The 24,062-nt window shown below is 51.7% G+C and carries 15 protein-coding genes; all 15 read right to left on the bottom strand.

What is annotated here, in order from left to right:
* Nucleotides 1-100: 100 nt before the first annotated feature.
* Nucleotides 101-1,612 carry a GH39 family glycosyl hydrolase gene (locus HMPREF1548_RS20850; protein WP_021638531.1) on the bottom strand — a complete coding sequence of 504 codons (1,512 nt, stop codon included), beginning with the start codon at nt 1,610-1,612 and terminating at the stop codon, nt 101-103.
* 36 nt (nt 1,613-1,648) lie between these two features.
* On the bottom strand, nt 1,649-2,440 hold the full coding sequence (locus HMPREF1548_RS20845; RefSeq protein ID WP_021638530.1) for a serine hydrolase domain-containing protein: 792 nt from the start codon (nt 2,438-2,440) through the stop codon (nt 1,649-1,651).
* A gap of 23 nt (nt 2,441-2,463) precedes the next feature.
* Complete coding sequence (locus HMPREF1548_RS20840) at nt 2,464-4,284, bottom strand: family 43 glycosylhydrolase (RefSeq protein WP_021638529.1); 1,821 nt, start codon at nt 4,282-4,284, stop codon at nt 2,464-2,466.
* 50 nt (nt 4,285-4,334) lie between these two features.
* Entirely contained in the window at nt 4,335-6,335 is a 2,001-nt protein-coding gene (locus tag HMPREF1548_RS20835; protein WP_021638528.1) for a glycoside hydrolase family 31 protein, read from the bottom strand.
* Nucleotides 6,336-6,374: 39 nt separating this feature from the next.
* The gene (locus tag HMPREF1548_RS20830; protein ID WP_021638527.1) at nt 6,375-7,862 is read right to left on the bottom strand and encodes a carboxylesterase/lipase family protein; all 1,488 of its coding nucleotides are present in this window, start codon (nt 7,860-7,862) and stop codon (nt 6,375-6,377) included.
* A gap of 4 nt (nt 7,863-7,866) precedes the next feature.
* A complete protein-coding gene (locus HMPREF1548_RS20825) occupies nt 7,867-9,384 on the bottom strand; it encodes an alpha-N-arabinofuranosidase (RefSeq protein WP_198168663.1) in 1,518 nt (505 codons plus the stop codon).
* A gap of 123 nt (nt 9,385-9,507) precedes the next feature.
* Nucleotides 9,508-11,022 carry a glycoside hydrolase family 43 protein gene (locus tag HMPREF1548_RS20820; RefSeq protein ID WP_021638525.1) on the bottom strand — a complete coding sequence of 505 codons (1,515 nt, stop codon included), beginning with the start codon at nt 11,020-11,022 and terminating at the stop codon, nt 9,508-9,510.
* Between the two features lie 9 nt (nt 11,023-11,031).
* Nucleotides 11,032-14,022, bottom strand: coding sequence for an endo-1,4-beta-xylanase (locus HMPREF1548_RS29150; RefSeq protein ID WP_276945753.1), 2,991 nt, complete (start codon nt 14,020-14,022; stop codon nt 11,032-11,034).
* A gap of 199 nt (nt 14,023-14,221) precedes the next feature.
* Nucleotides 14,222-16,024 carry an extracellular solute-binding protein gene (locus HMPREF1548_RS20810; protein ID WP_021638523.1) on the bottom strand — a complete coding sequence of 601 codons (1,803 nt, stop codon included), beginning with the start codon at nt 16,022-16,024 and terminating at the stop codon, nt 14,222-14,224.
* 179 nt (nt 16,025-16,203) lie between these two features.
* Nucleotides 16,204-17,127 (bottom strand): carbohydrate ABC transporter permease, encoded by a 924-nt coding sequence (locus HMPREF1548_RS20805; protein ID WP_021638521.1) that lies wholly within the window; start codon nt 17,125-17,127, stop codon nt 16,204-16,206.
* An 18-nt stretch (nt 17,128-17,145) separates the two neighbouring features.
* A complete protein-coding gene (locus HMPREF1548_RS20800) occupies nt 17,146-18,066 on the bottom strand; it encodes an ABC transporter permease subunit (protein ID WP_021638520.1) in 921 nt (306 codons plus the stop codon).
* Nucleotides 18,067-18,626: 560 nt separating this feature from the next.
* Nucleotides 18,627-19,679 (bottom strand): LacI family DNA-binding transcriptional regulator, encoded by a 1,053-nt coding sequence (locus HMPREF1548_RS20795; RefSeq protein ID WP_021638518.1) that lies wholly within the window; start codon nt 19,677-19,679, stop codon nt 18,627-18,629.
* Nucleotides 19,680-19,937: 258 nt separating this feature from the next.
* Nucleotides 19,938-21,020: an SGNH/GDSL hydrolase family protein gene (locus tag HMPREF1548_RS20790; protein ID WP_035323208.1), complete on the bottom strand. Its 1,083-nt coding sequence runs from the start codon at nt 21,018-21,020 to the stop codon at nt 19,938-19,940.
* 80 nt (nt 21,021-21,100) lie between these two features.
* Nucleotides 21,101-22,516, bottom strand: a complete 1,416-nt coding sequence (locus HMPREF1548_RS20785; protein ID WP_021638516.1) for a family 43 glycosylhydrolase — start codon at nt 22,514-22,516, stop codon at nt 21,101-21,103.
* A gap of 200 nt (nt 22,517-22,716) precedes the next feature.
* The gene (locus HMPREF1548_RS20775; RefSeq protein ID WP_021638514.1) at nt 22,717-23,607 is read right to left on the bottom strand and encodes a sugar phosphate isomerase/epimerase family protein; all 891 of its coding nucleotides are present in this window, start codon (nt 23,605-23,607) and stop codon (nt 22,717-22,719) included.
* Nucleotides 23,608-24,062: the final 455 nt, after the last annotated feature.

Genomic DNA, 24,062 nt, shown 5'->3' with positions numbered 1-24,062 from the left:
GCCAGGCGGATCCACCCACGAATCCGCCTGACGGCTGCCGCGGTGCCCAAAGCTCCCGCAGCCTGCTGCGTAAAAATTAAGCGCTTACTTTGTAAGCCTCTTATTTACCAATCACTCTTTTATAGCAATACCCTCTGTCGCTCTTATCCTCCACAGCCTTAACCTCAAAATACACCACGCCGTTTTCACGCGCGGTAATATTTACCTGCGCACAGCCATCCTGCACTGCGGCTCTGTCCGCTTCCACAAAGGGCTTTGCAGCTTCCTTCAGCAGCTTCTTCTGCTCCTCTGAAAGGCTGGAGGGTTCGCCCATGGCATGCCACAGCTTCAGGGGATTGCAGGTGGCCTCATCCACAGTTTTGGTCAGGATAAAGCATTCCTTTCCTTCGATGGGCAGCTGGTAGGTATGGCATATATCCTCGCCGGTTCCTTCCAGGGTCATATTCCACACAATTCCCCTGTAGCTTCCGTCCTCCCGTTTCACGATAACAGCCTCATCCGAACGGTACACGCAGGTTCCCTGCAAATCCTTGAAGAATTTAAAGGTCCAGAAGGTAGGCTTGGGGATCCCGCCGTTTGCCACCAGTCCGAAGCCGCCGTGGAAGGGTGTAAAAGGAACTCCCAGCTCCTCAAAAATATCTCCGAAGGTCCAGTAGGAATAGGATTCGTTCACATCTCCCAGACGGGACAGCTGTCTTGCAATATAGGCGGCGTTCCTGTTGGTATCATGCAGCGGGCAGTTGGGAATATAGGAAGTGTTGAACTCTGTAATATGTATTTCCATTCCCTTAAATTCCTCAAAGCTGTCAACAATATCCCTGGTCGTCTGCAGATTGGCAAAGCCTTCCTCCGGCTCCCTTAGCTTTGCATAGCCGTAATGGCCGTCCTTCTCCGGCAGCTCAGTGGTATAATGATGGCGGGTTACGAAATCCACCGGGATGCTTTCCTTCCGGCAGAATTCCATAAACATGCGTATCCACTTTTCATCCTCCACGCCGCAGATAGCGGGACCGCCCACGCGGAACCGGGAATCCACTTCCTTTATCGCCGCAAAGGTACGGGCGAACAGCTTAAAATACTCCTCCATGTCCGCATCCTTCCAGAAGCCCGGCAGGTTCGGCTCATTCCAGACCTCGATGGGCCAGGTTACCACCTCTTCCTCCCCGTAACGCTCCATCAGATGACGGAGGGTTGCCTGCACCAGCGCGCACCATGCATCATAGCTTGCCGGCGGCGTCACATTCCCCTTCCAGTAAAACACGGTCTGCTCTCCTGAAGCCATCTTATCCGGCATGAAGCCAAGCTCCAGAAAAGGCCTGATATTCAGCTTCAGGTAGCTGTCCATCACAAGATCCAGATAAGTAAAATTATATTCCGCATGCTTCTTCCCGTTTTCGTCCGTGTACTCCTGATAGATGGCCATATCGTCGGAAAACAGGCCGTGGCCGCGGATATGGGAAAATCCGATCTCCTCCTGCACCAGGGCCAGCTGTTCCTGATATTCCTTCTGCAGCGCCAGCCCCATGCGGCCTGTGCCGATGCAGTAATCTACTTTGTTGTTAAAAGGGATTTGCGCATCCTTTTCAATCCTGAAACATTTTGTACTGTCCATTTTTTTGTCTCTCCTTATATTTGTTTTTTATACTTTTTATAACCCTGACCAGATAATATTGCTCACATTCCAGAGCCCCTCTGCATACCATTCCCCGGGCCGGAATGGCACAAACCACGCCGCGGCAAGCTGTTCCTGGGGATCGATTACCAGCGAGCAGGAACCGGAACCCTCATGCATATAGGTCCCTTTGGAATAATGGAATCCGGGACCTTCCCTCCGGTCAAAGCCTATCGCATATTTCCGATCCGGCTCATTGGCTCCCCAGCAATAATCAGGCACCTGGAAAAGAGAAGAGGCCGTCATTTTTTCCACCGTTTTTCTTCCCAGTATCCGAACCCCGTTCCAGGTCCCCATGCCAAGCATCATATTGGCAAATCGAATCAGATCACAGGGAGTGGAGAAAAGACCGCCGCCGGTTTGGGGAATCTGTTCCCAAACTGTAGGAATCTGACTGCTGCTGTCTGCCGATCTTTCTATCTCTTCCTTCTCTTCTTCCGCAAGAAGGTTTATCCTTTTTATTTTATCCGCCTTGGCCGGTAAGAAAAAGGTATCCTGCAGTCCCAGCGGTTTTAAGATATTCTCATCTATATAGTTTTCCGCCTTCATCCCGCTTACTTTTCCTATTACCGCCCCAAGGATCGCAAACCCAAAACTGCAGTATTGCCATTCCTTTCCCGGTTCTCTTCTCATTCCGCAGGACAGGGCCGGCGTAAGCCAGTCAAATTTTTCGCCCGCTTTCCAATTTTTTGCCGCTTCCTCAATATATGCCCATGGGGAGGGGGAATCCTCCTCCGGAATACAGTCTGCAGTTCCTTTGATTATCATTTCCCCTCTCCCTTCTGCAGCCCTCAGCCCACAATCACTTCCATCTCCACCTGCGAAAGCGCCGGATCCAAATCCCGTCTTGCAGACAGATCAAAGACCGGTTCCCCATGGATGTTAAAGTGCACTCTGTGGATTCCATCGCAGCGAAGATGATGCTCCAGCGCGTCCTCCGCATGATAGGCTATCATCAGATTCCCCTGTGCGTCCGTGAAAAAGGAATTGTGGCCGGGGCCGTAGATTCCTTCCACCGAATAATAGGAAAGAACAGGCGTACACCGTTTCTTCCATACGGAAATATCCAGCAAGTCATCCTTTGCATCCGCGGTCAGCAGGCCCAGCGCATAGGTGTAGCCGTCCGCCGCACCGCCTGAATACGTCAGGTACACTTTTCCGTCCGCAATAAATGCATAAGGGCCTTCATTATTGATGGTATGGTTCACATTCTCCCAGCCATAAAGCGGCCTGGTAAGCAGTACCGGATCGCTGGAAAGCTGCCAGGGCTGCTTCTCATCCACTTCTGCAATATACAGCATGGAACCCGTATCATATGGCGTGCCGATATTCCTGCGGTAAGACCAGACCACATAGGAGCGCTCCCCTGCTTTCAGGTATGTCATATCCAGCGTGATGCCGTCCTCCGTCAGGAAGCTGCCGTCCTTTTTACGTATCCTCACCGGTTCTTCCCAGCTTTCCGGATCGATGAGGCTTCCGCCCTTTTTCAGCTTCATCAGATGGCACTGCGGTCCCCATTTTTTGCCGCTTATGGCAAACAGGATATACAGCTCTCCGCCGATTACATGAAATTCCGGTGCCCAGAAGGTCTGGACAAACCCGCGTTCTTCATCCAGGCCCAGTATCAGATGCTGCTGCGTTTCCTCCCGGAACAGTCCTGCCACATCCTCCGACTCCCTCACATAAAAGCCCACATCATTCAGGTTGTCGTTGGTGGCAATAAAATAATAACGGCCTTCCCATGGGAAAATAACAGGATCCCCGAAGCCGCAGGCCAGCGGGAACTGATACTGCTCATTCTGCACGGTCCCGCGGATGCTGAAGGCGCCCGGACTCTGGAAATCCAATCCGTCCAGCTCCCATTTTACCTGTTTTTGTACGGAAGAGCCATCCGAATACAGCACGGATGCCCGTACATTTTCGACCTCCGAAGCCGTGCGGGCCCAAATACGTTTTGGCACCTGCACTTTTACAGAATACAGCCTGTTCCAGTAAAGCGCCGTTTCATCACACAGCTGTGTGCTTATCTCCACGGAATTTCCTTTTTCGGCTCCCTCCGGCGCCTGTCCCGGAAGCTCCTCCGCATAAACGCCCGGATGCGCCGGGGATATACCGGTTAAGCTGCAGATATCCTTCACTTCATTTTGATAGCTGTTTCCCAGATCATCCTGCCACAGGATGCAGTACTCTCCCGTATTTTTATCATACCTGCACTGCGCCCGCTCCACATATGCGTCCCCATGAAGGGGCAGGAAACCGATTTTCTTAAATTCCTTAAAGTCAGCGGTTGTCCAGAGCAAAACGCTCCCTCTGCTGTCTTCATCCGCGCTGCCGTCCTCATTGACCCTGACGGCAACAATGCCAAAGCCGCCCTCCGGCATTGCAAAAATCCGGGGATTCTTTACCCCCTTTGCATGAATGATATCCGCATCATCCACCGCCGCTTCTGCAAACAGGATTCCATAATTATTGTTCAGCGCTTCATAATTTTTCCCGTCCCTGCTGCAGGCCAGATGGATGCTGCGGGAAAGCCCTGCGGGATATTGTGCAACGTCCGTTTCCCTGGTATATACCATGATCCGGGCTTTCGTTTTCGTATAATTTTCTGCCATGCTGTCTTTCCTTTCCGCGTAAAATTATCCTTTTTCTATTGCGATGCGTTTTAAATCCTTCCAATCCATTCCGAATGGCTGTGCCCGCGCAGGAATACGGGAATCCGACTGATATCCGCAGGCACGGTCACGCTTGTGCCTCCCTCATACTTCGTCCCATCGTAAATCAAGGTCCATACGGTTCCTTCCGGCAGATAAACCTTGCGTTCCCATGTATTCTCATAAACAATCGGCGCAACAAGCACATCCGGGCCGAACATATACTGATCCTTCAGCTCCCAGCATGCCTTATCCTCCGGGAATTCATAAAACATGGTCCGGATCACAGGGCTTCCTTCCTCATGCGCTTCTTTCATCAGTTCCCGGGTGTACGGCCGCATCTCTTCCCTGAAACGGATATACTTTTCCAGAATCGGCGTGTTTTCGTCACCGAAGCTCCAGATCTCATTATCCGCCCCCGTGGGCATGGTGGGCGAGCCGTCGCTGTGGGTTAACGGCGTCTGGGGCACTCTGTCTCCGTGAAGCCGCATCACCGGGCAAAACGTCCCCCACTGGAACCAGCGTACCAGCAGCTGCCGGAATGCCGGATCATCCGGGTTTCCGCCGGAAAAGCCGCCGATATCGGTAGTCCACCAGGGAATTCCCGCGATACCCATATTCAGTCCGGCGCAAAGCTGTTTCCGGAAAGTCTCCCAGTCACTGTGAATGTCCCCCGACCAGACAAGAGCACCGTATCTCTGGCTGCCTGCCCATGCGCAGCGGATAAGGTTCACGGCAGTTTCCATACCGGCCTTCCTCTGTCCCTCGTAAAAGGTTCTGGCATAAAGCTGGGGATAAATATTTCCGATTTTGGTTGCCGGCCCCATAAAATAACGGTAGTTATCATAATCGTATACCGAAAATTCCGGCTCCGCCTCATCCAGCCAGAACACCTTGATTCCGTAATCATAGTAATTTTTCTTGCAAAGCTTCCATACATAATCCCGCGCCCTGGGATTGGTAGCGTCAAAAAAGGTATTTTCCCCTTCAAAACGCATGGCAATCTCCACGCCGCGTTCATTTTTAATCAGCAGGCCGTTTTTGCGCATTTCTTCATAGTTTTCGCTTGTCAGGTTAATCTGCGGCCAGATGGATACCATCAGCTCCATCCCGTATTCCCGAAGCTCGTCAACCATCGCTTTGGGATCCGGGAAATCCGCTTCATCGAACCTGAAATCCCCGCATTTGGGCCAATGGTAAAAATCCACCACAATCACGTCCACCGGAACCCCTCTTTTATGGTATTCCCTGGCGACCTTTAACAGCTGCTCCTGATTCCAATAGCGAAGCTTGCACTGCCAGAAGCCCAGCCCGTATTCCGGCATCATCGGTACGGTCCCTGTGGCCTTCGCATAAGCTTTTTCTATTTTCTCCGGCGTATCCCCCGCTGTAATCCAATAATCCATCTGCTCCGTGCTTTCCGCATACCATTCAGTCAGATTTTTACCAAATACGACTTTTCCTACCGCCGGGTTATGCCAGAGGAAGCCGTATCCCGCATCAGAAAGGACAAATGGTACGCTGGCCTGGGAATTGCGATGCGCAAGCTCAAGCACACAGTTTTTGATATCCAGAAGCTCCTGCTGGTACTGGCCCATCCCGAACAGTTTTTCCTCTTCTCTTGCCTGGAAGGTTACCGTAAGCTCATAATCCCCTCCCAGCCTCGGCCGGAAATGCCTGGAATGATTATTTAAAGCGCCGCCATGGCCTGCTTCCTTTAAGAGCAATTCCCCCTTCTGGTTATAAAAACTGATTTGACAGCGTTTTTTCCATTGGCACACCTCCAGGCATGCCGTAATCCTGCCGTTGGTTATGCTGCCTGTAAAGCCGTCCTTTATCTGAATGACGGCTTCCGTTTCCTCTGCGGGAAGCAGCGCATAGTCCGTATCCTGGATTTCCCTCATCATTGCCGCCCTGACCCTGAGGGAATCTTTCCCCCAGGGTTCAATACGCAGCACTTCCCCGTCATTTTCAAACAGAATTGCATTATTTTCCATTCTGATGTAATCCATCTGTTTTCCTCCTGCCGCATCCGTGCAGCTTATCTTTTCCTATTTTGTAAGGAAAGCCATGATTTCCCCTGCCGGCTTCTTTTCCGCCGCCGGCTTTTCGAAGAAGGTCATCATTTCGCAATCCTCCCGGGAAAACGCCTCCCAGCGCTCCATCTGTGCGCCGTCCGCATCCGCGCCGTTGGGATCTCCCTTTTTAATGAACTCCGCCCAGTAGTTACACATCTGCCGGGCCAGATCATAATGCTTTCCGGTGAAGGGCCGCCAGCATTTTGCCAGGGTTTCAAAGAAGAACCACAGGTCGGAGGAATGGAAGGCTCCCGGCTGATCCCATCCGGGGATCTCGGGGCCAAATTCATACACATAGCATGGCTGCACGGCTCCTGCCGCCCTGCGGACCTCGCACATTCTGCGGATTCCCATCTCCACGGAATTGACCAGGCAGTTTTCCTTTGCCGCCTTCAGGCCTTCCTCCGCCTTAATAAGGGAAAGAAACTCTTCTGCCCTGTCCCCAAACTTTTCCTGCGCCTCTTTTTTCAGCGCCTCCATTGTTTCCGCCTGGGGCATGGTCAGAAATTCGTTGTTGGTAAAGCCTGTCATCATCGGCACATCCAGGAATTTCCCTGCCGCCATGTTGTTCCAGTAGGTATCGGTCTGATATACGCCGTCGGGAATGGTGCCCCAGAACGCGCCGAAGGCATCGTTTTTATCCCGGATATACTCCGCGGGAAGCGTCCTTGCTTCCTCAATGGTCTTTACACCCAGGAAATCCAGGAAGCGTCTTCCCTGATCCAGAGCCTCTTCTCTGGAAAGCTTCATGCGATCCACGAAAGGATCATGAAAAATACCGCTCTCCACGATGGCCTTCTGTATGTAGCCTTCATTTTTCAGGCAGTTCAGCTGGGTCAGGACGCTTCCGCCGCCCGCCGACTGTCCGCCGATGGTAATATTCTCCGGATCCCCGCCGAACGCCGCAATATTCCGCTTCGTCCAGAACAGGCCGTACTGCTGATCCAGATTTCCGAAATTGGCGGGCGCCTGGGGCGATTCCTCCCACAGCTGCGGGTGCGCCAGGAAGCCGAACACATTCAGCCGGTAATTTACCGTCACCACCACAATGCCGCGGCGTGCCAGCCGCTCTCCGTCGAACTCCATTTCCGCAGGGTTTCCCCACTGCAGCCCGCCGCCAAAATACCATACATACACGGGCAGCTTATCCGTTTCGCTCACAGCGGGTGTCCACACATTCAGGTACAGGCAGTCTTCATTCATGGGAATGGTGGGATCCACATTCCATTCCCTTGTATAAATATTTTCTTCATTCAGCCCCGGGATGCTCTGCATGGAAATGGGCGCAAATTCCAGGCAGTCCCTGACTCCTTCCCAGTCTTTGGCAGGCTGCGGCGCCCTCCACCGCAGATCTCCCACCGGCGGGGCGGCAAAGGGAATTCCCTTAAAGGAAATTACCCGGGGATCCGCCGCAGGGATGCCGCGCACATATCCGTTTTCCGTCTTTACTGTTTTAAGCATTAATTCACCCCTCCATTTCCACTCTGAACATAAGCACGCTGCAGGCCGGGATGGTAAAGGTAAGCCCTCTGTCCGTCAGGCGGAAATCAGTAAAGTCTTCCTCGGTTACCCGCTCCGGCTCCTCAAAGCTATTATAAGCCTGCATCTTCCCATGTACAATACGGGCGCTTACATGCGCAGGTTTCTTTTTGGTCAGCACCAGTTCTATTTCCTTTTCCGCCTCCGTGCACAGGTTGTTTAAGGTGACGGTCAGCACGCCGTTTTCATCCACAGAAACGGATTCCTGTACCTCCGGCACCATTTCCGTCTCCTTCACGCCGGTTTTGCCCGCTCCCTCCAGCCAGCTTTCCACAAGATCCGCATCCTGATGATACTTATACATATGGAATACATGGTAGGTGGGTGTGAGCAGCATTTTCTTCCCTTCCGTCAGGATTACGGACTGAAGCACGTTTACAATCTGTGCGATGCAGGCCATTTTAATCCGGTCGCAGTGCTTATTGAAAATATTCAGGGAAACGCCTGCGGTGAGCGCATCCCGCATGGTGTTCTGCTGATACAGAAAGCCCGGATTTGTGCCCGGCTCCACATCATGCCAGCAGCCCCATTCATCCACCATCATGCCGATCTTTTTCTCCGGATCATAGTGATCCATGATAGCGCTGTGGCGCATGAGCACTTCTTCAATTCCGTAAGCCCTGGACAGGGTATTGAACCAGGCTTCTTCGCCAAACTCCGTGGCGCTTCCCTTATGCAGTCCCTTTTCCACGCCCGCATAATAGTGTACGGACAGGCCGTCCATAAAACCGTGGGCCTCCGCAGGGGCAGGGCTTCTGAAGCACTCCCGCAGCACCGTGTCCGTCCATTCATAATCGTCCGCGTTGGCCCCGCCGCAGATTTTGAAAATTGGGGCCGTCCGGTCATAGCAGCGGATGTAGGTCTGGTATCTGCGGTACAGCTGGGCATAATAGTCCGGCGTCATGTTTCCGCCGCAGCCCCAGTTTTCATTGCCCACGCCGAAATAATCCACTCTCCAGGGCTTTTCCCTGCCGTTTTCCCGGCGCCAGTCCGCCATGGGGGACACGCCGTCCAGGGTCATGTATTCCACCCATTCGCTCATCTCCTGTATAGAGCCGCTTCCCACGTTTCCGTTCACATAGGTTTTGCAGCCCAGCTGTTCGCACAGCTCAAAAAATTCATGGGTGCCGAAGCTGTTATCCTCGGTGACGCCGCCCCAGTTGGTGTTCACCATTTTCTTCCGTTTTTCCTTCGGGCCCACGCCGTCCTTCCAGTGGTATTCATCCGCAAAGCAGCCGCCCGGCCAGCGCAGTACCGGAACCTTCATTTCCTTTAACGCTTCCACCACGTCAGTGCGCATGCCGTTCACATTGGGAATTTCGGAATTTTCTCCCACATAAAGCCCTTCATAGATGCATCTACCCAGATGCTCGCTGAAATGTCCATAGATTTCCGGGTTGATGTGTCCCAGTTTTTTATTCTCGTTAATATATAATGTAATCACTTTCCTGCCTCTCCTTTTTCCTTCTGTCATTTTCCTTGTTCCGCCGGGCGCTCCTTTGCGGCCGCTCCAAAGCGCCGCCCGCAAAAGGCGCTGCCCGGTACGGATATGTCCCTTGCCGGACCGTCACAGCCCTTTTACCGAAAAGTCCCTGAAATCTCCATGCCCTCCCGTACTTTTCAGGGCATAACAGAAAATTCCGATCCGGTATCCTACAAACATATCCAGTGTAAAAACCATATCCAGCGGACTTCCCACCGTCTCCCAGTCACCCGGCGCCTGACGGAAGGCAAAATATGCCTTATCCGCGCGTTCTCTGTAATCAAATACTATCTGCAGCTCAACAACCGCCTCTTCTATCGGTTTCCTGAATTCCAGAATGCCGCCGTCTGCAGCTTTCTGCAGATACAGCAGGTTTTTCTTCCCGTTTTCCACGGCAATGCCTATCTGCCCGTACCGCCCCTGCAGCGCGCACAGTCCGGCATAATCCCCTTCCTTCAGGCCGGAGGAATCCAGTGTCACCTGGCAGACGCAGCCCGGTTCCAGGGTCCGCTGGGTCAGGGTATTCCTGGCGTCAGTCAGTCCGGCGGCCACATGGCCTGTTGTCAGCCGCAGCCATCCGGGCCGGGCCGTAAACGACCAGCAGGACGGGATGGGATTATGGTTCCACTGCCAGGGAAGCGCCAGCCTGTTTTCCTCATGGCAAAAGCTGTCGCTGATAACAAGCGGCCGGGCCGGATAAGGGGCAAAAGGCACCGGGAAATGCGCCGGAATGATCCTGCCCGCGCCCTTTCCTTCCTCCTGTGCTTCCATTCCCAGGATCGGCCAGTCATCCTCCCAGCGCGCAGGCATCAGAAACGGTATCCGTCCGGAAGCGCCCCTGTCCTGGAACAGCATGGCATACCAGTCTCCCGCCTCGCTGTCAATCAAAGTGCCCTGCGCCACGCCATGTCCGGAAAAACCGCAGTCATCATCCATCAGCACCCGGAATTCAAAAGGTCCCTCCAGGCTGCGGGAACGGTAGCATACCTCCCTGCGCCCGCCGTTTTGCGGCCAGTCAATCAACAGCAGGTAGAGAAAACCATTCCTTACAAGCGCCCGGCAGCCCTCGCAGCGCAGCCGCATGCCTTCCTTCTTTGTTTCAATAAGCACCCTGCGCATTCCGCCTTCCCTGACGCCACCCAGATCCGGCTCCAGCTCCACGATGCAGATTTTCCCGTTCCCATACACCAGATAGGGGAGCCCCTCCCAGAACAGGAAGGACATATCGTGGAACACCTCCCCGATTTCCGCCCTGTCCCAGCCGCTCTTTTCTATATCATCCGTAGAAAAAATATAGGTTTTCCCGCAATCATGGCTGACAAAGCAGGCGTAAAAGCGTCCATTGTGCCTGGTAAGGCTGGTGGCCCACTGCCCTTTTCCATAGGCGTTCCTGCCGTTTTCCAAACGGTAAATCCCGTTGTCTTCCAGCGTTTCAAACACATAGGAAACGATTTCCCAGTGACACAGATCCTTCGAACGAAGGATCGGCGCTCCGGGAGTGTAAAACATGGTAGTGGATACCATATAGTAGGTGTCCCCCACCCGGAGCAGATCAGGGTCCGGCATATCCGCTCCGATAATCGGATTTCTGACTTCCATAATGACTCCTTACTTCCTGTATTTTCTCGGGTCAAGCTCATATACTTTCCCTTCTTCCAGCTTTGCAAAAGGCCCGGGCACCCGGCAATCCCCATAATATGGACCGTAAAAATCATCCGCGGTTTCCATGGAAGCAGCCACCGGAAGCACCTCCTCCGGCTTTGTCACGTATTTCTGTCTTCCGGTTCCGTGATGCCTCATCTCCGGCAGGCTGTCCGCCCCGGCAAATTCCAGAGTCAGCTTTTCGGTATCCACATTGACGTTAAACCAGCCCGCCTGCCCTTCCCTGTCAAAGCCGTAAAATTCCCTCCAGGCATCCAAATCCAGACAGTTTTCCGGTGCGGGATACAGAATCCGCAGATAACCGCCCGGCATTTTCACATACAGATTGCCCTGGGAATCGTTGTCCCTGGTCGGGAATTTGATTGCCGCCTCCCCGCAGTCATAGAACAGGTTGTTCATAATCCTGGCCTCCCTGGAGGTTCCGCCCCTGCCGTTTCCGGCAATGCGGAAGGCCACCGGCTTGACAAAATATCCCGCGCTGCGGCATCTTCCGATCAGATTGTTCACCACATGCAGACGATCCGTTCCTTCCCCGTAAACCGCATATCCGTTGACAACTCCCTTTTCCTCCATCTTGTACCAGCCCGTGGAGCCCGGCTCTGCCGGCACATCCTCCGGACGGAACCTGCCTTCCACATTCCAGAAAATATTGTTGTCTATCAGGTTGATGCCGTCCCTGGAGCATTCTATGAAAATCGCTTCCCGCTGTTCCAGTCCGTCCAGGAACAGGTTCCGGGTGATTCTGTTGTTTTCATTTCCCACATCCATCCACAGATGGTCGGCACGGAAGGTCCTGGTAAAAATATTGCGTCGGATCAGGCTGTTGACGCTGTTATGTACTTTGATGCCCCCTGCTTCCCAGGAAAGCTCCATTTTCTGCCAGCCGGTTCCTTCTATATAATTGTCCTCAATCAGCAGATCCGTGGCAAACATGCCCGCGATGCCGCAGACTCCCACATCCTTTATTTCACAGCCTCTGATCACCGTATGGCCGATCACCTGATCCGGATCATAGGTGTGGTGCCAGCATTCATTTCCGATATCGATCCCCACGCCGTTGGACCAGTCAATTTTACAGTCCTCAATAATCCAGTGGTGTCCCCGATAACAGGATATGGCTCCCCTCTGGGGAACCGGGGCGCCGGTGGCCGCGTGAGCGCAGGTCAGCCCCTTCACCCGGATGTAAGAAAGGAACGGCACCTCGGGAGCAAAGCACTGCTCCCTGCAGGTAAGCTCTATCAGATGCTCCGCCGGATCCCCGTCATCCTCCAGACGGAAATGCACGGTCTGTCCGTTGGCCTCCACCCAATAGGAACCGGGCGTCTCTCCCAGCTGATAATACAGCGCCACCTGCTTTAACGGCTTCCCATCGCAGAATACCATGCCTCTGCGGTTTAAATAGGTGGTCATGTCTGTTTTTTCATATTCGATAAAAAGGCGGTCATGTAGGATGTTAACTGCGCAGAAGGGATTATAGCCCTTAAACTCCTCCGGATTCAGCCTGGTTTCCCAGATCCGCATTCCCTCCGGCAGGTTTTTCCCCATGCCGGGGATGCGCAGATTCCAGCCTTCGCTTACGCTGAAAGTATCCGCAATTACAGAAGCTTTGATAATTGCCTCGCTGTCCCCGAAAGCTTCAAAGCTCACCATTTCCTCCGGGCCGTTCCCGCCTCTGACAGGCCGGACGCATTCCCGGTAGACGCCGCCGTGTATCCAGACCCTCGTTCCCGGCCCGGCCAGATTGGCCGCCGCCTGAATAGTGGCAAAGGGATGCTCCGGGCTGCCGTCATTTTCATCACCGGCCTGAGGGTGCGACGGGTTCACATGATATTCCCTGGTAAAAACCGGCGTTTTTTCCCAGAAAGCAAACCGCTCCCCGCCCGGCAGGCGTTCCTGTCCGTCCTCCTCCACTCTTCCGGGCACGCTCAGCACCGCCTGATAAGCGCTTTTGGGGCGAAAGCCGTCAGCGAACAGAAGGGGATAGCTTCTTTCCTTGCGAAAGCCGGTCAGCCAGCTGTCTTCATCCTGCATTCCCCAGAAGGTGACTCCGGTGATGTCCGCAAGCCCTTCCTTTTTTGCCCGGGTGAGTATGGTGAACACCTCCCTGTAGCGTGCAGCCAGCGCTTCCATGGATGGACGGGACGGATCCGGATTATGGATGTCCAGCTCCGTAACCTGCACCTGGAGCCCCAGCGCGCCGAATACGGAAACCGCCTTCTCATATTCCTCTAAGGACGGCGTCTGCATGGTCATATGCGACTGCATACCGATGCCGTCCACAAGCCCTTCCGCCATCAGCGGCCTTAAAATCTGCTCACAGATAACGTCCCTCTTCCAGGGCACAAAAGTATCATAGTCATTATAAAATAAATCCACTCCCGGAGCGCAATATTTCCTGGCAAACCGGAAAGCCTGCAGGATGAAATCCTCTCCCACGGTTTCCGTCCACCAGGATCTGCGCAGCGCCCCGTCTTCCACAGCTTCATTCACCACATCCCATGCATAGATGATTCCCGGATACTCCTCCTGGACAAAGCAAAGCACGCTGCGGATGTACCCTTCCAGCCTGGCCAGCATGGTTTCCCTGTCCACAAGGGGCGCATCCTCCCTGTCGCTGTAGCTTTCTGTAAAAAACCAACGGGGCGTCTGGTTATGCCATACCAGCGTATGTCCCCGCATTTTCATGCCGTTTTCCCTGGCAAAATCCAATGCCACGCGTATTCCCTGAAAGCTGACTGCGGGACAGCGGTCATGCGCCGCGGGGTTTCTCCTGTTTTCTTCTTCATCTAACAGATGCTGTGGCTTCATTTCGTTTTCGCATGTTAAGGAATCGTACTGGCATAGAAGCGCTTCCTGCGCCCTTGCATCGGAAAAAGCCTTTGCGGGCGCTGCCGCGCCTATTTTGAAATAGGGATGGTACACTGTTTTCAGGCTCATTTTTTCTCCCTCCTGTATATCGCGGATCTGCCTGCGATACTTCCATGAATCAATTCTCCTGTCCGCGGGCCAAAACACAGCTTTAAACCTGTAACAGGAACTGTTACGGAAAAAAAGGGGCCGGCAACCGCCAGCCCCCACTTTTTTCATCATTTTAATGATGCTTATGCCTTATTTTATGCTTCAAAGTCCATTCTTCTTATTCTGCTGCTTTTCTTGCATCAATAACAGCCTGATATTTCTCAGTGTCAAAGGCAACCAGGTCGTTCCAGCCGAAGCCTTCCAGCTGTGTGCACATATCGTCCCACATCTGATCGAACTGTGCTTCGTCCGCTGCAAATACCATACGCCAGGAAGCGTCACATACTACGCTCTTGCACTGGCTTCTTACCAGGGCGATATCCGTGCTGTCGCTTCCAAGAGGAATATTTACGTTGGCGACCATACCAAGCTGGCCTTTATTTCTCATATATTCCACTTCGTTTTTGGCCCCGAATTTCTCGGACCACTCATTGATGGTTGCAGTCTGGTTCATTTCAATGGTAGAGGACCACAGATTTGCTTCAAAATATTCTCCGGTAACAGGGTTCATTTCTGCGCTTCCTACAATCCACTGATTGATCTGGTTGTTGCCGTCGCTCCAGCTGCCGCCGCCCAATTCTTCAGGAACCTGGAGATCTCCGGTAAAACGATCCTGTCCTTCTTTCGTCAGTGTATAGGTGCCGTCGTCATTTACCGTATAAATGAAGCCTTCCAGGCTGTTGTGCTGATAGGTCAGTCCTTCAGGGGATGCCAGCCAGTCAAGCAGTTCCATAATTCTTAACTTCTTCTCTTCATCAACCTGGGAACCAACACCCCATACACGGCCATCGCCGTAATAGGAATCGGCTGTCTGGAAGAAATTCAGTTCTTCTACCGGTACGTACATATAGTTTTCACGGTTCTGTCCATGCTCAGGTGTGTTCCAGAAGCCATTCTGCCAGTTATACCAGAACAGGTAAACTCTCTTCTGCTTCATCTTGCTGTCGCAGGCGGTGGTCCAGTCCTGTGTGGCAGCGTCAGGATCTACCAGGCCCATCTGGTTTGCTTTAAAGAAGAACTTGAGGGCTTTATAGTAGCCGCCGTTTTTGTCTGTCAGAGGCATGATTGTATTGTCATTTCCAAGCAGTACGGATTCCTTTACCTGCTGTCCGAACCAGTTGGTCAGAAGGTTTGCATTTTCAATACTCGTGCCGTCCCAGTCCTTCCACATGGTAATGGCAAACGCCTTGTCCCCGGCCGCATTGGTGGGATACTTATCCTGCATATCCTTCAGCATGTTCAGCAGGTCGTCCGTAGTCTTCAGTTCCGGGCAGCCAAGGCCTTCGTACAGATCCCACGGAACCCTGGGGGCACTTGCCACTTCTGTCCCTACAAACGCGGTGGGGCCGTTGCTGTTCATATTACAGGGAATTGCATATACGCTTCCCGCTTCCACACCGCTCATGGTGCCGTTGAACAGGTCAATCTGCTCTTTGTACTTTGTCAGATTTTCATAACTGCCGATGATATCGCCGATATCCATGATCAGGCCGGCTTCCACACAGTCCTGCATTTCGGAGTTGTCGATGATAACGATATCTCCCAGATTACCTGATGCGCTGCGCGTCTGATAAAGGGAGTTGGCGTCTCCGGATACCTGAGGTGCGATGATGTTCAACTGGATATTGAATTTGTCCTTAAGTACCTTGCCGAACCAGCCTGCCTGGATTCCCTGATAGTTGGCCGCCTTATCGTAGATTTCAATGGTCATCTCCGTATCATGGGATACTACAGGAGCAGCTCCCTGGGAAGCTGCGGCTTCCGTACCGGCTTCTGTCCCGCTTTCCGTGCCTGCTGCTGCCGGCTCCGTGCCGCTGCTTGCCGGCGCCTGTGTTGTTTCCCCCTGTCCGCAGCCTGCAAGAACGACAGATGCTGTCATAACAGCTGCAAGCGCCAGGGATGCTAAACGTTTCCTTCTCATATAAAAACCCTCCTTTTGAGTCTATGTATAACGGAAGACATGCCTTCCGTAAAAGGTCTGCCCTGTGTAAAAGGTCCGCCTTCCGTTATTTACTTTTTCTGTAACTGTCCATTTTTTCACAGTTACCTTTTTAAACCGCCCGTTTCTTTCCTTACAGAATTCCTTTACGGCAGCGGTGATCAGCCCTTTACGGCTCCAATCATGATACCCTTTACGAAATATCTCTGGAAAATCGGATATACCAGGATAATCGGTATTACTACAATAATCGTTACTGTCATACGCACGCTGGTGGGTGTCTGGCTGGTAGCCACCGCCGCCGCCATGGACGCGCTGTTATTGGTATTGGCAAGGCCGGCCAGCGAGCTTGCCTGGTTCAGATATTGATACAGGATGAACTGCAGCGGATAGAGCTTGGTATCAGTTACCAGAAGCAGGGTATCCTGGAAGGAGTTCCACTGGTTGACCGCGGAAAAAATAGCTACGGTAGCCATAATGGGCTTGATAACCGGCAGCATGACACGGAAGAAAATTTTCATGATTCCCGCGCCGTCAATCTGGGCCGCTTCCTGCAGCTCCTTGGGCACCGACTCCACAAAGGTCTTGGTCAGGATAATATAAAACGGTGAAACAACAGCCGGAAATATATAACCCCAGAAATTATTGGTCAGGTGCAGGTTTCTCATGGTCAGGTACCAGGGAATGATTCCTGCGTTAAAATACATGGTAGCCACCACCAGCCTGTACCACAGCTTCCTGTGCCACATATTATCCTGGGTGAACATAAATCCCAGAAACGCGGAAGCCCCTACCGTGCCTACCGTACCGATAATCGTCCTCAGCACGGATATCTTGGCAGCCTGGAAAAGGCCGTCAATCCGGAGCGCACTGATATAATTCTGGAAATGGATTCCTTTGGGCCAGAAGAGAATCACGCCCCGCGCGCTTAAATCATTGGCGCTTATGGTGTTGATGAAAATATAGTAAAAGGGATAAATACAAACCAGGGCGCAAAGGGCGAATATGATGTAACAGACAACGCCCAGCATGTTATCGCCGAAGCTGTGATGCATTTTCGTTTTGCGAACCGTTTCTTTGCTCATCTTTTCTCCTCCTCTCCCTTACAGAAAGCTTTCGCCGCGGATCAGCTTGGACATTCCGTTTGCAAAGAACAAAAGGATGACGCTGACTACGCTCTTAAGCATACTGATTGCAACGGATACGGAATAGCTGCCGCTTCCCATTGCCGTATTGTACACATACAGGTCAAGCACCTGGATAGTTTCTTTGTTGAAAGCATTCTGGAACACGTAGTACTGCTCCATACCGTTGGAAAGGAAGTTGGCAATGTTGAGCATCAGCAATACGAAATAGGTGGGAAGGAGGCTGGGAATGGTGATGTACCAAATCATCTGCATTCTTGATGCGCCGTCTACCTTGGCTGCCTGGTACATTTCATCATCAATTCCTGAAATCGCCGCTATGTACATGATGGCCGACCAGCCCAGGTTCTTCCATGTGAGCCACAGCCACATCGTCAGCCATACATGCTCCGAGGACTGGAGGAAAAGTACTGGCTCCGTGGTAATCCCCAGTGTCTGCAGCAGGGTGTTTGCCATACCCGTACTGTTGAAAAGGCTGTACGCTACGGAATAAACGAGAACCCAGCTGATGAAGTTGGGAAGCGTGGTAACCGTCTGCACAAACTTCCGGAAGGGCACGCACCGCAGCTCGTTCATAAATACTGCAAACAGCATGGGCAGCCAGGAGGTTGCCAGCGTAATGCCGCTCATGGCGAAGGTATTTTTAAGGACCTGCAGGAGCTGCTGGATTTTAATCGGGTTTTCCACCAGGGATTTAAACCATTTCAGGCCTACAAAATCATGGATGGAAAAGGGCTTGGGCGGCTTATAGTCAAAAAAGGCGTATACCCAGCCGTATAACGGATAATATGAAAAAACCAGTACCAGTGCAATAAAAGGCAGAACGTAAAGGAACATTTTAAAAGAGTTCCATTTTTTCTTGTTTTGGAAAAACTTCATTTTCACTCTTCCCCTCTCCTGAAAGTTTCATTTTTTGTTTATCGTTAAACCTCTTGTTTAGTTGGATTATAGATCATTATTCTTGTAATTGTCAATAAGACTTTTAATATTCTGCATTTTTTATATATTATATACATTTTAACATAGGTTTTGCAGGTGTGCGAAACGATATTTTTGTTCAAATTGTATATAGTATTGTCTGTTATACAATAGTACAACGTTAAACACCATCATACATTTTTTAACCGTCCGCTTTAAACAGGCCGGTAACCGCCTGCCGCTTCTTCCACCGGCATATTCACCCAATTCCCTGCCCTGTTGCCAGGAAAACCCGAAAAAAAGCCGCTTTAGCTCCGGTTATATCCGGTCAAAGCGGCATAAAAAAGGATTGCGGAATTTTCCATCCGCAATCCCTCAGGTTCGGTTTTTACAGTATTTCTTATCAACAGGCGCTTTCAATTAACATTATCTTAGGGTCATTTTTACCAGGACAGCGTCCCCGGTGCGCTGTCTTTGGCGCCCGTAAAGCTTTTTCGGCGCGCCGGCTGAGCCGGCCGGCTTCAGGCCTCTATTTTCCCCACCGATTTTCTGACCACAAGAGTACAGGGAACCCCGATTTCCACCGGCGTTCCTCCGGAAGCAGCCTTCCACTCCCCATCAATTTCCTTCAGCAGAATTTCCGCGGATTTGTGCCCTATTTCGGACAGCGGCAGCGCCATCGTCGTCAGCGCGGGACGGAAATATTCCGCCACATCCTGATTGTCAAAGCCCGCCACGGACACATCCACTCCCGCTTTCAGGCCGCATTCCTCCAGATAGTCATATACGCCTCCCGCCATGCGGTCCGCCATGCAGAAAATAGCAGTCACTCCCGCGTCAATCAACGGCTTTGCCATCTCATAACCGGAATCCCTGTCCCATGCGCCGTACCTGACCCAGTCGGGATTATACAGCACCTGTGCCTCAAACATGGCCTTCTGGGCGCCCAGAAGCCTTTTCCTGGTATGTATATTGTCAGCACGGCCGCCGATAATCCCTATCCTGCGGTGTCCCATGGACAATACATACTTCATGATATCATAACCGCCCTGCTCGTCTTCAATCACTACCGCAGGCACCGCCGGAGAATCCGTATAAGCATATGCCATGACCGCAGGCATGGAAAGATCCTCTTTGAAAAAATGGATGATCCTCGCATGTCCGGCCACATAAATCAGCCCGTCCACCTTAATGGAACGCAGCTCCTGCAAAGCCGGCTCCAATACGGATCTGTAGGCCTCCTCGTTGTTGAACCAGGACTCCTGCCATCTGGCATAAAGACGCAGGTTCTGCACAATTGTCCGGTATCCCTTTTCTTCGCAGAACGCCATAATGCTTTCTATCATCCCGGGCGTACTGAACTGCGCAATATCCTCCGCAATGATTCCTATCGTCCTGGTTTTCTGATTTCTCAGGCCCTGGGCAATATAATTGGGCTGGTAGCCCCTTCTTTTTACAACATCAAGAACCTTCAGCCGGGTTTCCTCGCTCACCTTGGGCTTCCCATTGAGTATATTTGAAACCGTGGTGGCGGAAACATTGCATTCCTGTGCAATTTCCTTTAACGTAACCATAACCTTGCATGTACCTTCTCTTTCTCTAAATTAACAAGAGTAAGTTTAACGATAAACACAGCCGAATTCCATTAACAGTCAGTCCTCCAGCCCCACATTGCTAATTTTTAAAGGAATTATAGCATTGCTACCGTCATAACGCAAGGATCATTCACTTTTTCGCTTTGTTTTCTGTAAACCAAATGAATTTCATGTTTACAGAAAAACCGGGAAAATACAGGTTATTGCCTAAAATGCCACAGCTTTCCATCTTCACAGTCAGGGCTTTAATACCGTATCCAATACCTGTCCCTGTATTCTGGCAAGATAATCATTGGGGTGATTTAATAAATTTCCCGTAATATCAATATACCTTTTTCTTTTCATCAGCTCCTTCTGCACTCCCTGTACATCCGCCACAACCACACCAGCGCCGGCAAGCGGGTACAGGCTCTGTGCATATTCCTCCTGATGGGCGCTGAAATACATGGGAGCCGTATGTGCCAGCGGATTGGGAAGGGTGGTAGCGATAAGCACATATTCCGTATCCGGACATTCCCCGGCGATTTTTTTCAGAAGACGTTCCGTTTTCTCCCGGTACTCTCCGCCCGGACACCTGTCGTTCATGCCAAAGCCCAGCAAAACCAGATCCGGCTGATGGGAAATCGCCCTTTCCCCGGCATTTTCCAATGCCCATTCCGAATCCGTCCCGCCCACGGAGGTATTGATAAATTCCACGCTCCCGCCATAATAATCCTGCAGGCTGTCAATCAACAGTTCGGACCACTGCGGCTGTCCCGGTTCCAGCCCATAAAGTCCGCTGCAGTCACAGCCGCAGGATATGCTGTCACCGTAAAGGACAATTTTTACAGGCTCCTTCCGTTTCAGCCTGCCGTACAGCCGGGGCAGCCGTTCAATACCGGATACGGGCCGGAAGCCCTGCCATTGCTCCTGTGTGGTATAGGTAACTGCCAGCTGCCAGCGGGTAATATACTCCGGATTACCCACGGCGCTCAGATTCAGGAACTTACCGTCCGTCGTCTTGACCGGTCCGAAATCCGGCCCCGGCTTTCCATCACAGGAAGGCGTCTCCTGTGATGTATAAAAAGTCTCCCAGCCCGTCTGCGGGATCCGGCTGTCCCGGGTAAGGAACAGCCTTCCATCCTTTACAAAACAATCCCGTTCTAGTTCATAGACGTTTTTTCCGTCATAGCTTTCTATCCTGATTATTTTCTCAGGGCTGTAAAGAAACGGGGCGCTGCACTGCCCGTTTTCTTCAATCATGGCAAAGGTTTCCCGCCAGATGGTTCCCCCTTCCCATACCGGCGCAAGCAGCGGGCTGCTGTCTCCTGTCATTCCCATATCCATCCTCCCCCTTTATTCCGGCATCTTTTCCGGTGTCATCTTAAAGCGTATCATTTAAGCATTTTATTCCAGGCATTTTATTCCAGCGTAAAGGAAGCCAGGCTTGCCCCGCCCTCTCCCTGATATACAAAGTAGAGCGCCTGCACGCCGTCCGGAATGCTGATGTCCGCACTGTATTCTTTCCATACATTGGAAAATCCCACAGGGATCCATCCAAGAACAGGACCGTCCCAGGCAGTTTTAACACCGAATGCCCCTTTGCAGTAGCCGCGCACCCGGATTGATACCCGGCTGATGCCTTCACAGGCAAAATATTTGAAGCCGGCGTGGGCGCCGTCCCGCATATTGGCAATATATCCGGTTTCCTCGTCTCCGTCCCTGCCGTCCTGGGTGATCTTCGGAAAACGGCAGTCCATCCATTCACCCGGCGCTCCTGTGGTAAACGCTTCCTCCTTTGTGAAAAGATGGCAGGCCAGATAAGCCGGGTATTCCCCTTTTCCCAAAAGCGGCCCTCCATTGGCGCCGCAGGAAGTGATCTCCGCCTGTATAATGCTGCCGTCCTCCCGGAAGGTAATCGGCTCGATGCAGCCCTGTCTGCTGAAATTCGTGCCGTCCGTTTGCCTGTGATAGAAAATATACCATTTCCCATTGATTTCCACGATACTGCCGTGGTTGTTTCCGCCATAGCACATGGGCTTCCCGGCCGGCTTATAAGAATCGATATGCATATCGTTATTGCTTACAATCACGCCTCCGTAAACAAAATCCTTCATGGGATGCCTGCTGGTTGCATAGCACAGCTCATGCATGGCAATAGAGGAATAAATAAAATAATAGGTATCTCCCTTTTTACGGATGGAAGGCGCTTCAAAGAACTCGTGTCCCTCAAAGCTGCTGCCTTTACTGTATGGCTGGCTTGGCGCAATATTTACCGGTCCCTCCAGTATGGTAAGCATGTCAGGCCCCAGAACCGTGCCCATCGGGCCTGTCCTGGAGGTATCCCCGATGGCGCAGAAGCCTGTATACAGCCAGGTTTTGTCCCCTTCCGTCATCACGCCCGGATCAAACTGAGGCTCATCCCCTTCTTTTTCCCCCAGACGCACGCCGTCCTGATAATGCACATAGCCGTAAAATTCATAAGCGCCAGCCGGCGTATCGCACACCGCCACGGAAACCACCGGCACCTTGTCCAGCACATAGTACAGATAATACCTGCCGTCCGGACCCACGGTGACATCCGGCGCGTACAGGCACATATGGCCGTCCGGATTCAGCGGATCCTGGGTTTTCTTATAAATCACGCCCTCATACCGCCAGTTTCCCAGATCATCCTCCGGGGCCGACCAGCATACATAGTCGTTAAGACAGTAGGCATGGCCGCGGAAACGATCATGGGAGCCATACACATATACTCTTCCGTCGAATACATAAGGTTCGCCGTCGGGGATATACTCCCAGGACGGCAGATAAGGATTAAATGCCTGTTTTTTCATTTCTGTTCCCTCCGTACACTGTTGTGAGCAACTTTCACATTTTCTTTTTCTGCACTTTTCCGGCCAAAGGGCGGATGCCCCGGCCGGGAAAACTGTTTTCCAACTGTTTTCTGCAGCCTGCTGCCTCTATTCTTTCACAGACATTTTTCCAAAGCAATGATATATTCTCAGAAAAAATTGATTTATTCTTATATTGCCTGTTAAGCCAACACCTTTTTCCCCGCTTCATACGCACGCTTCAGATAGTCCATTGTGTCCTCGCCTGCCGGCTTCACAACCTCCATCACCCAGGGTTTTTCATACGCTGACTGATTCAGCACCGCCATCAGCGCTTTCCAGTCTATACCGCATTCCCCGGGAAGCATATGCGCATCGCCATGACCTTTTCCCCCACCCCATCCAAAATTGTCATGGATATGGACAGAATACAGGCGATCCTTGAAACGATCCGCAAATTTTGTAATAAACTCATTTCCCCATACCAGGTTCGCATGTCCGGTATCCAGGCACAGCCCCAAAAATTCCGCCGGATAACGCGCAAACAATCTGTCAAACTGCTCAAGCTGCATCTCTCCCGGCGCTTCATATAAATTTTCAATACAAATGCGCACCTTTTTCTCCAGGCAGAAGGGCTGCAGTTCATCCAGCGACTTATATGCCTGTCCGTAAAAAATTTCCTTTGTCTCCGGTTTTTCCTCAAAATCAAGATATGGCAGATACATATGCAATACAATTTCCGTGGTCCCCAGTATATGCGCAAGCTCCACGCGGTTCTTGATAAGCTCCACCCCGGCAACCCGGTTATACTCTATCGTGGAAGTATAATCCTTGCGGTAATGCACATCCATGCGGCCGTTGCCGACTCCCCGGCTTCCCTTACTTGAATGCAGGGATTTTGCCTTAAGGCCGTACTTATCCATCCACCCCCTGATCTGTTCCATCTCCGAACGGGAATAAATATAATCGCCGTCCCACTCGTAACACCAATGCATGTGGGAAAACCCTGCCGCCGCAATCCTGCGGATGCTTTCCTCAATCTCTTCAATTTTTACGTACTCCGCTTCGTAATCCGTGTTGATTCCAAGTTCCATGTTGTTCTCCTTTTTACCTTTTTATTTTTTGAGTGCATATAAGTGCGCTTTTAACAATATAAAATGTCAGAACGAATACGCCAGTTAGCAACACAATAAAACATTCATATAATATTTGTATAATGTCTATATAACCTGACATTTCCGAACCGCTTTTTTCACAGGCGGCACAGGATATGAACCTGCCGGCTGAGCAGTTATATTTTACCATTATTTTCAGCAACAGGACAGTATAACATTTATTGTGTTCCTGTTTTTATATTTTCTTAAATCAAATTCCGTTCCATCTATTTTACCACAGCAGACAACTATAGACGCAGCACCTTTCTGTTTTCGCCGCCCGAATCTCCGCTTTCACCATCCTGCCGCCATCTTCTGTCACACGCACTGCCGCCAGGAAAAACGCATCAGCGCAGGCGCCGTCCTCCCGCCGTCCAAGGCTGGGGCAGCCGGCC

Origin of the sequence: Clostridium sp. KLE 1755 (assembly GCF_000466465.2) — a bacterium.
GTDB lineage: Bacteria > Bacillota > Clostridia > Lachnospirales > Lachnospiraceae > Eisenbergiella > Eisenbergiella porci.
Note: the sequence above shows the minus strand (reverse complement) of the source record. Positions and strands in the feature narration are given on the sequence as shown.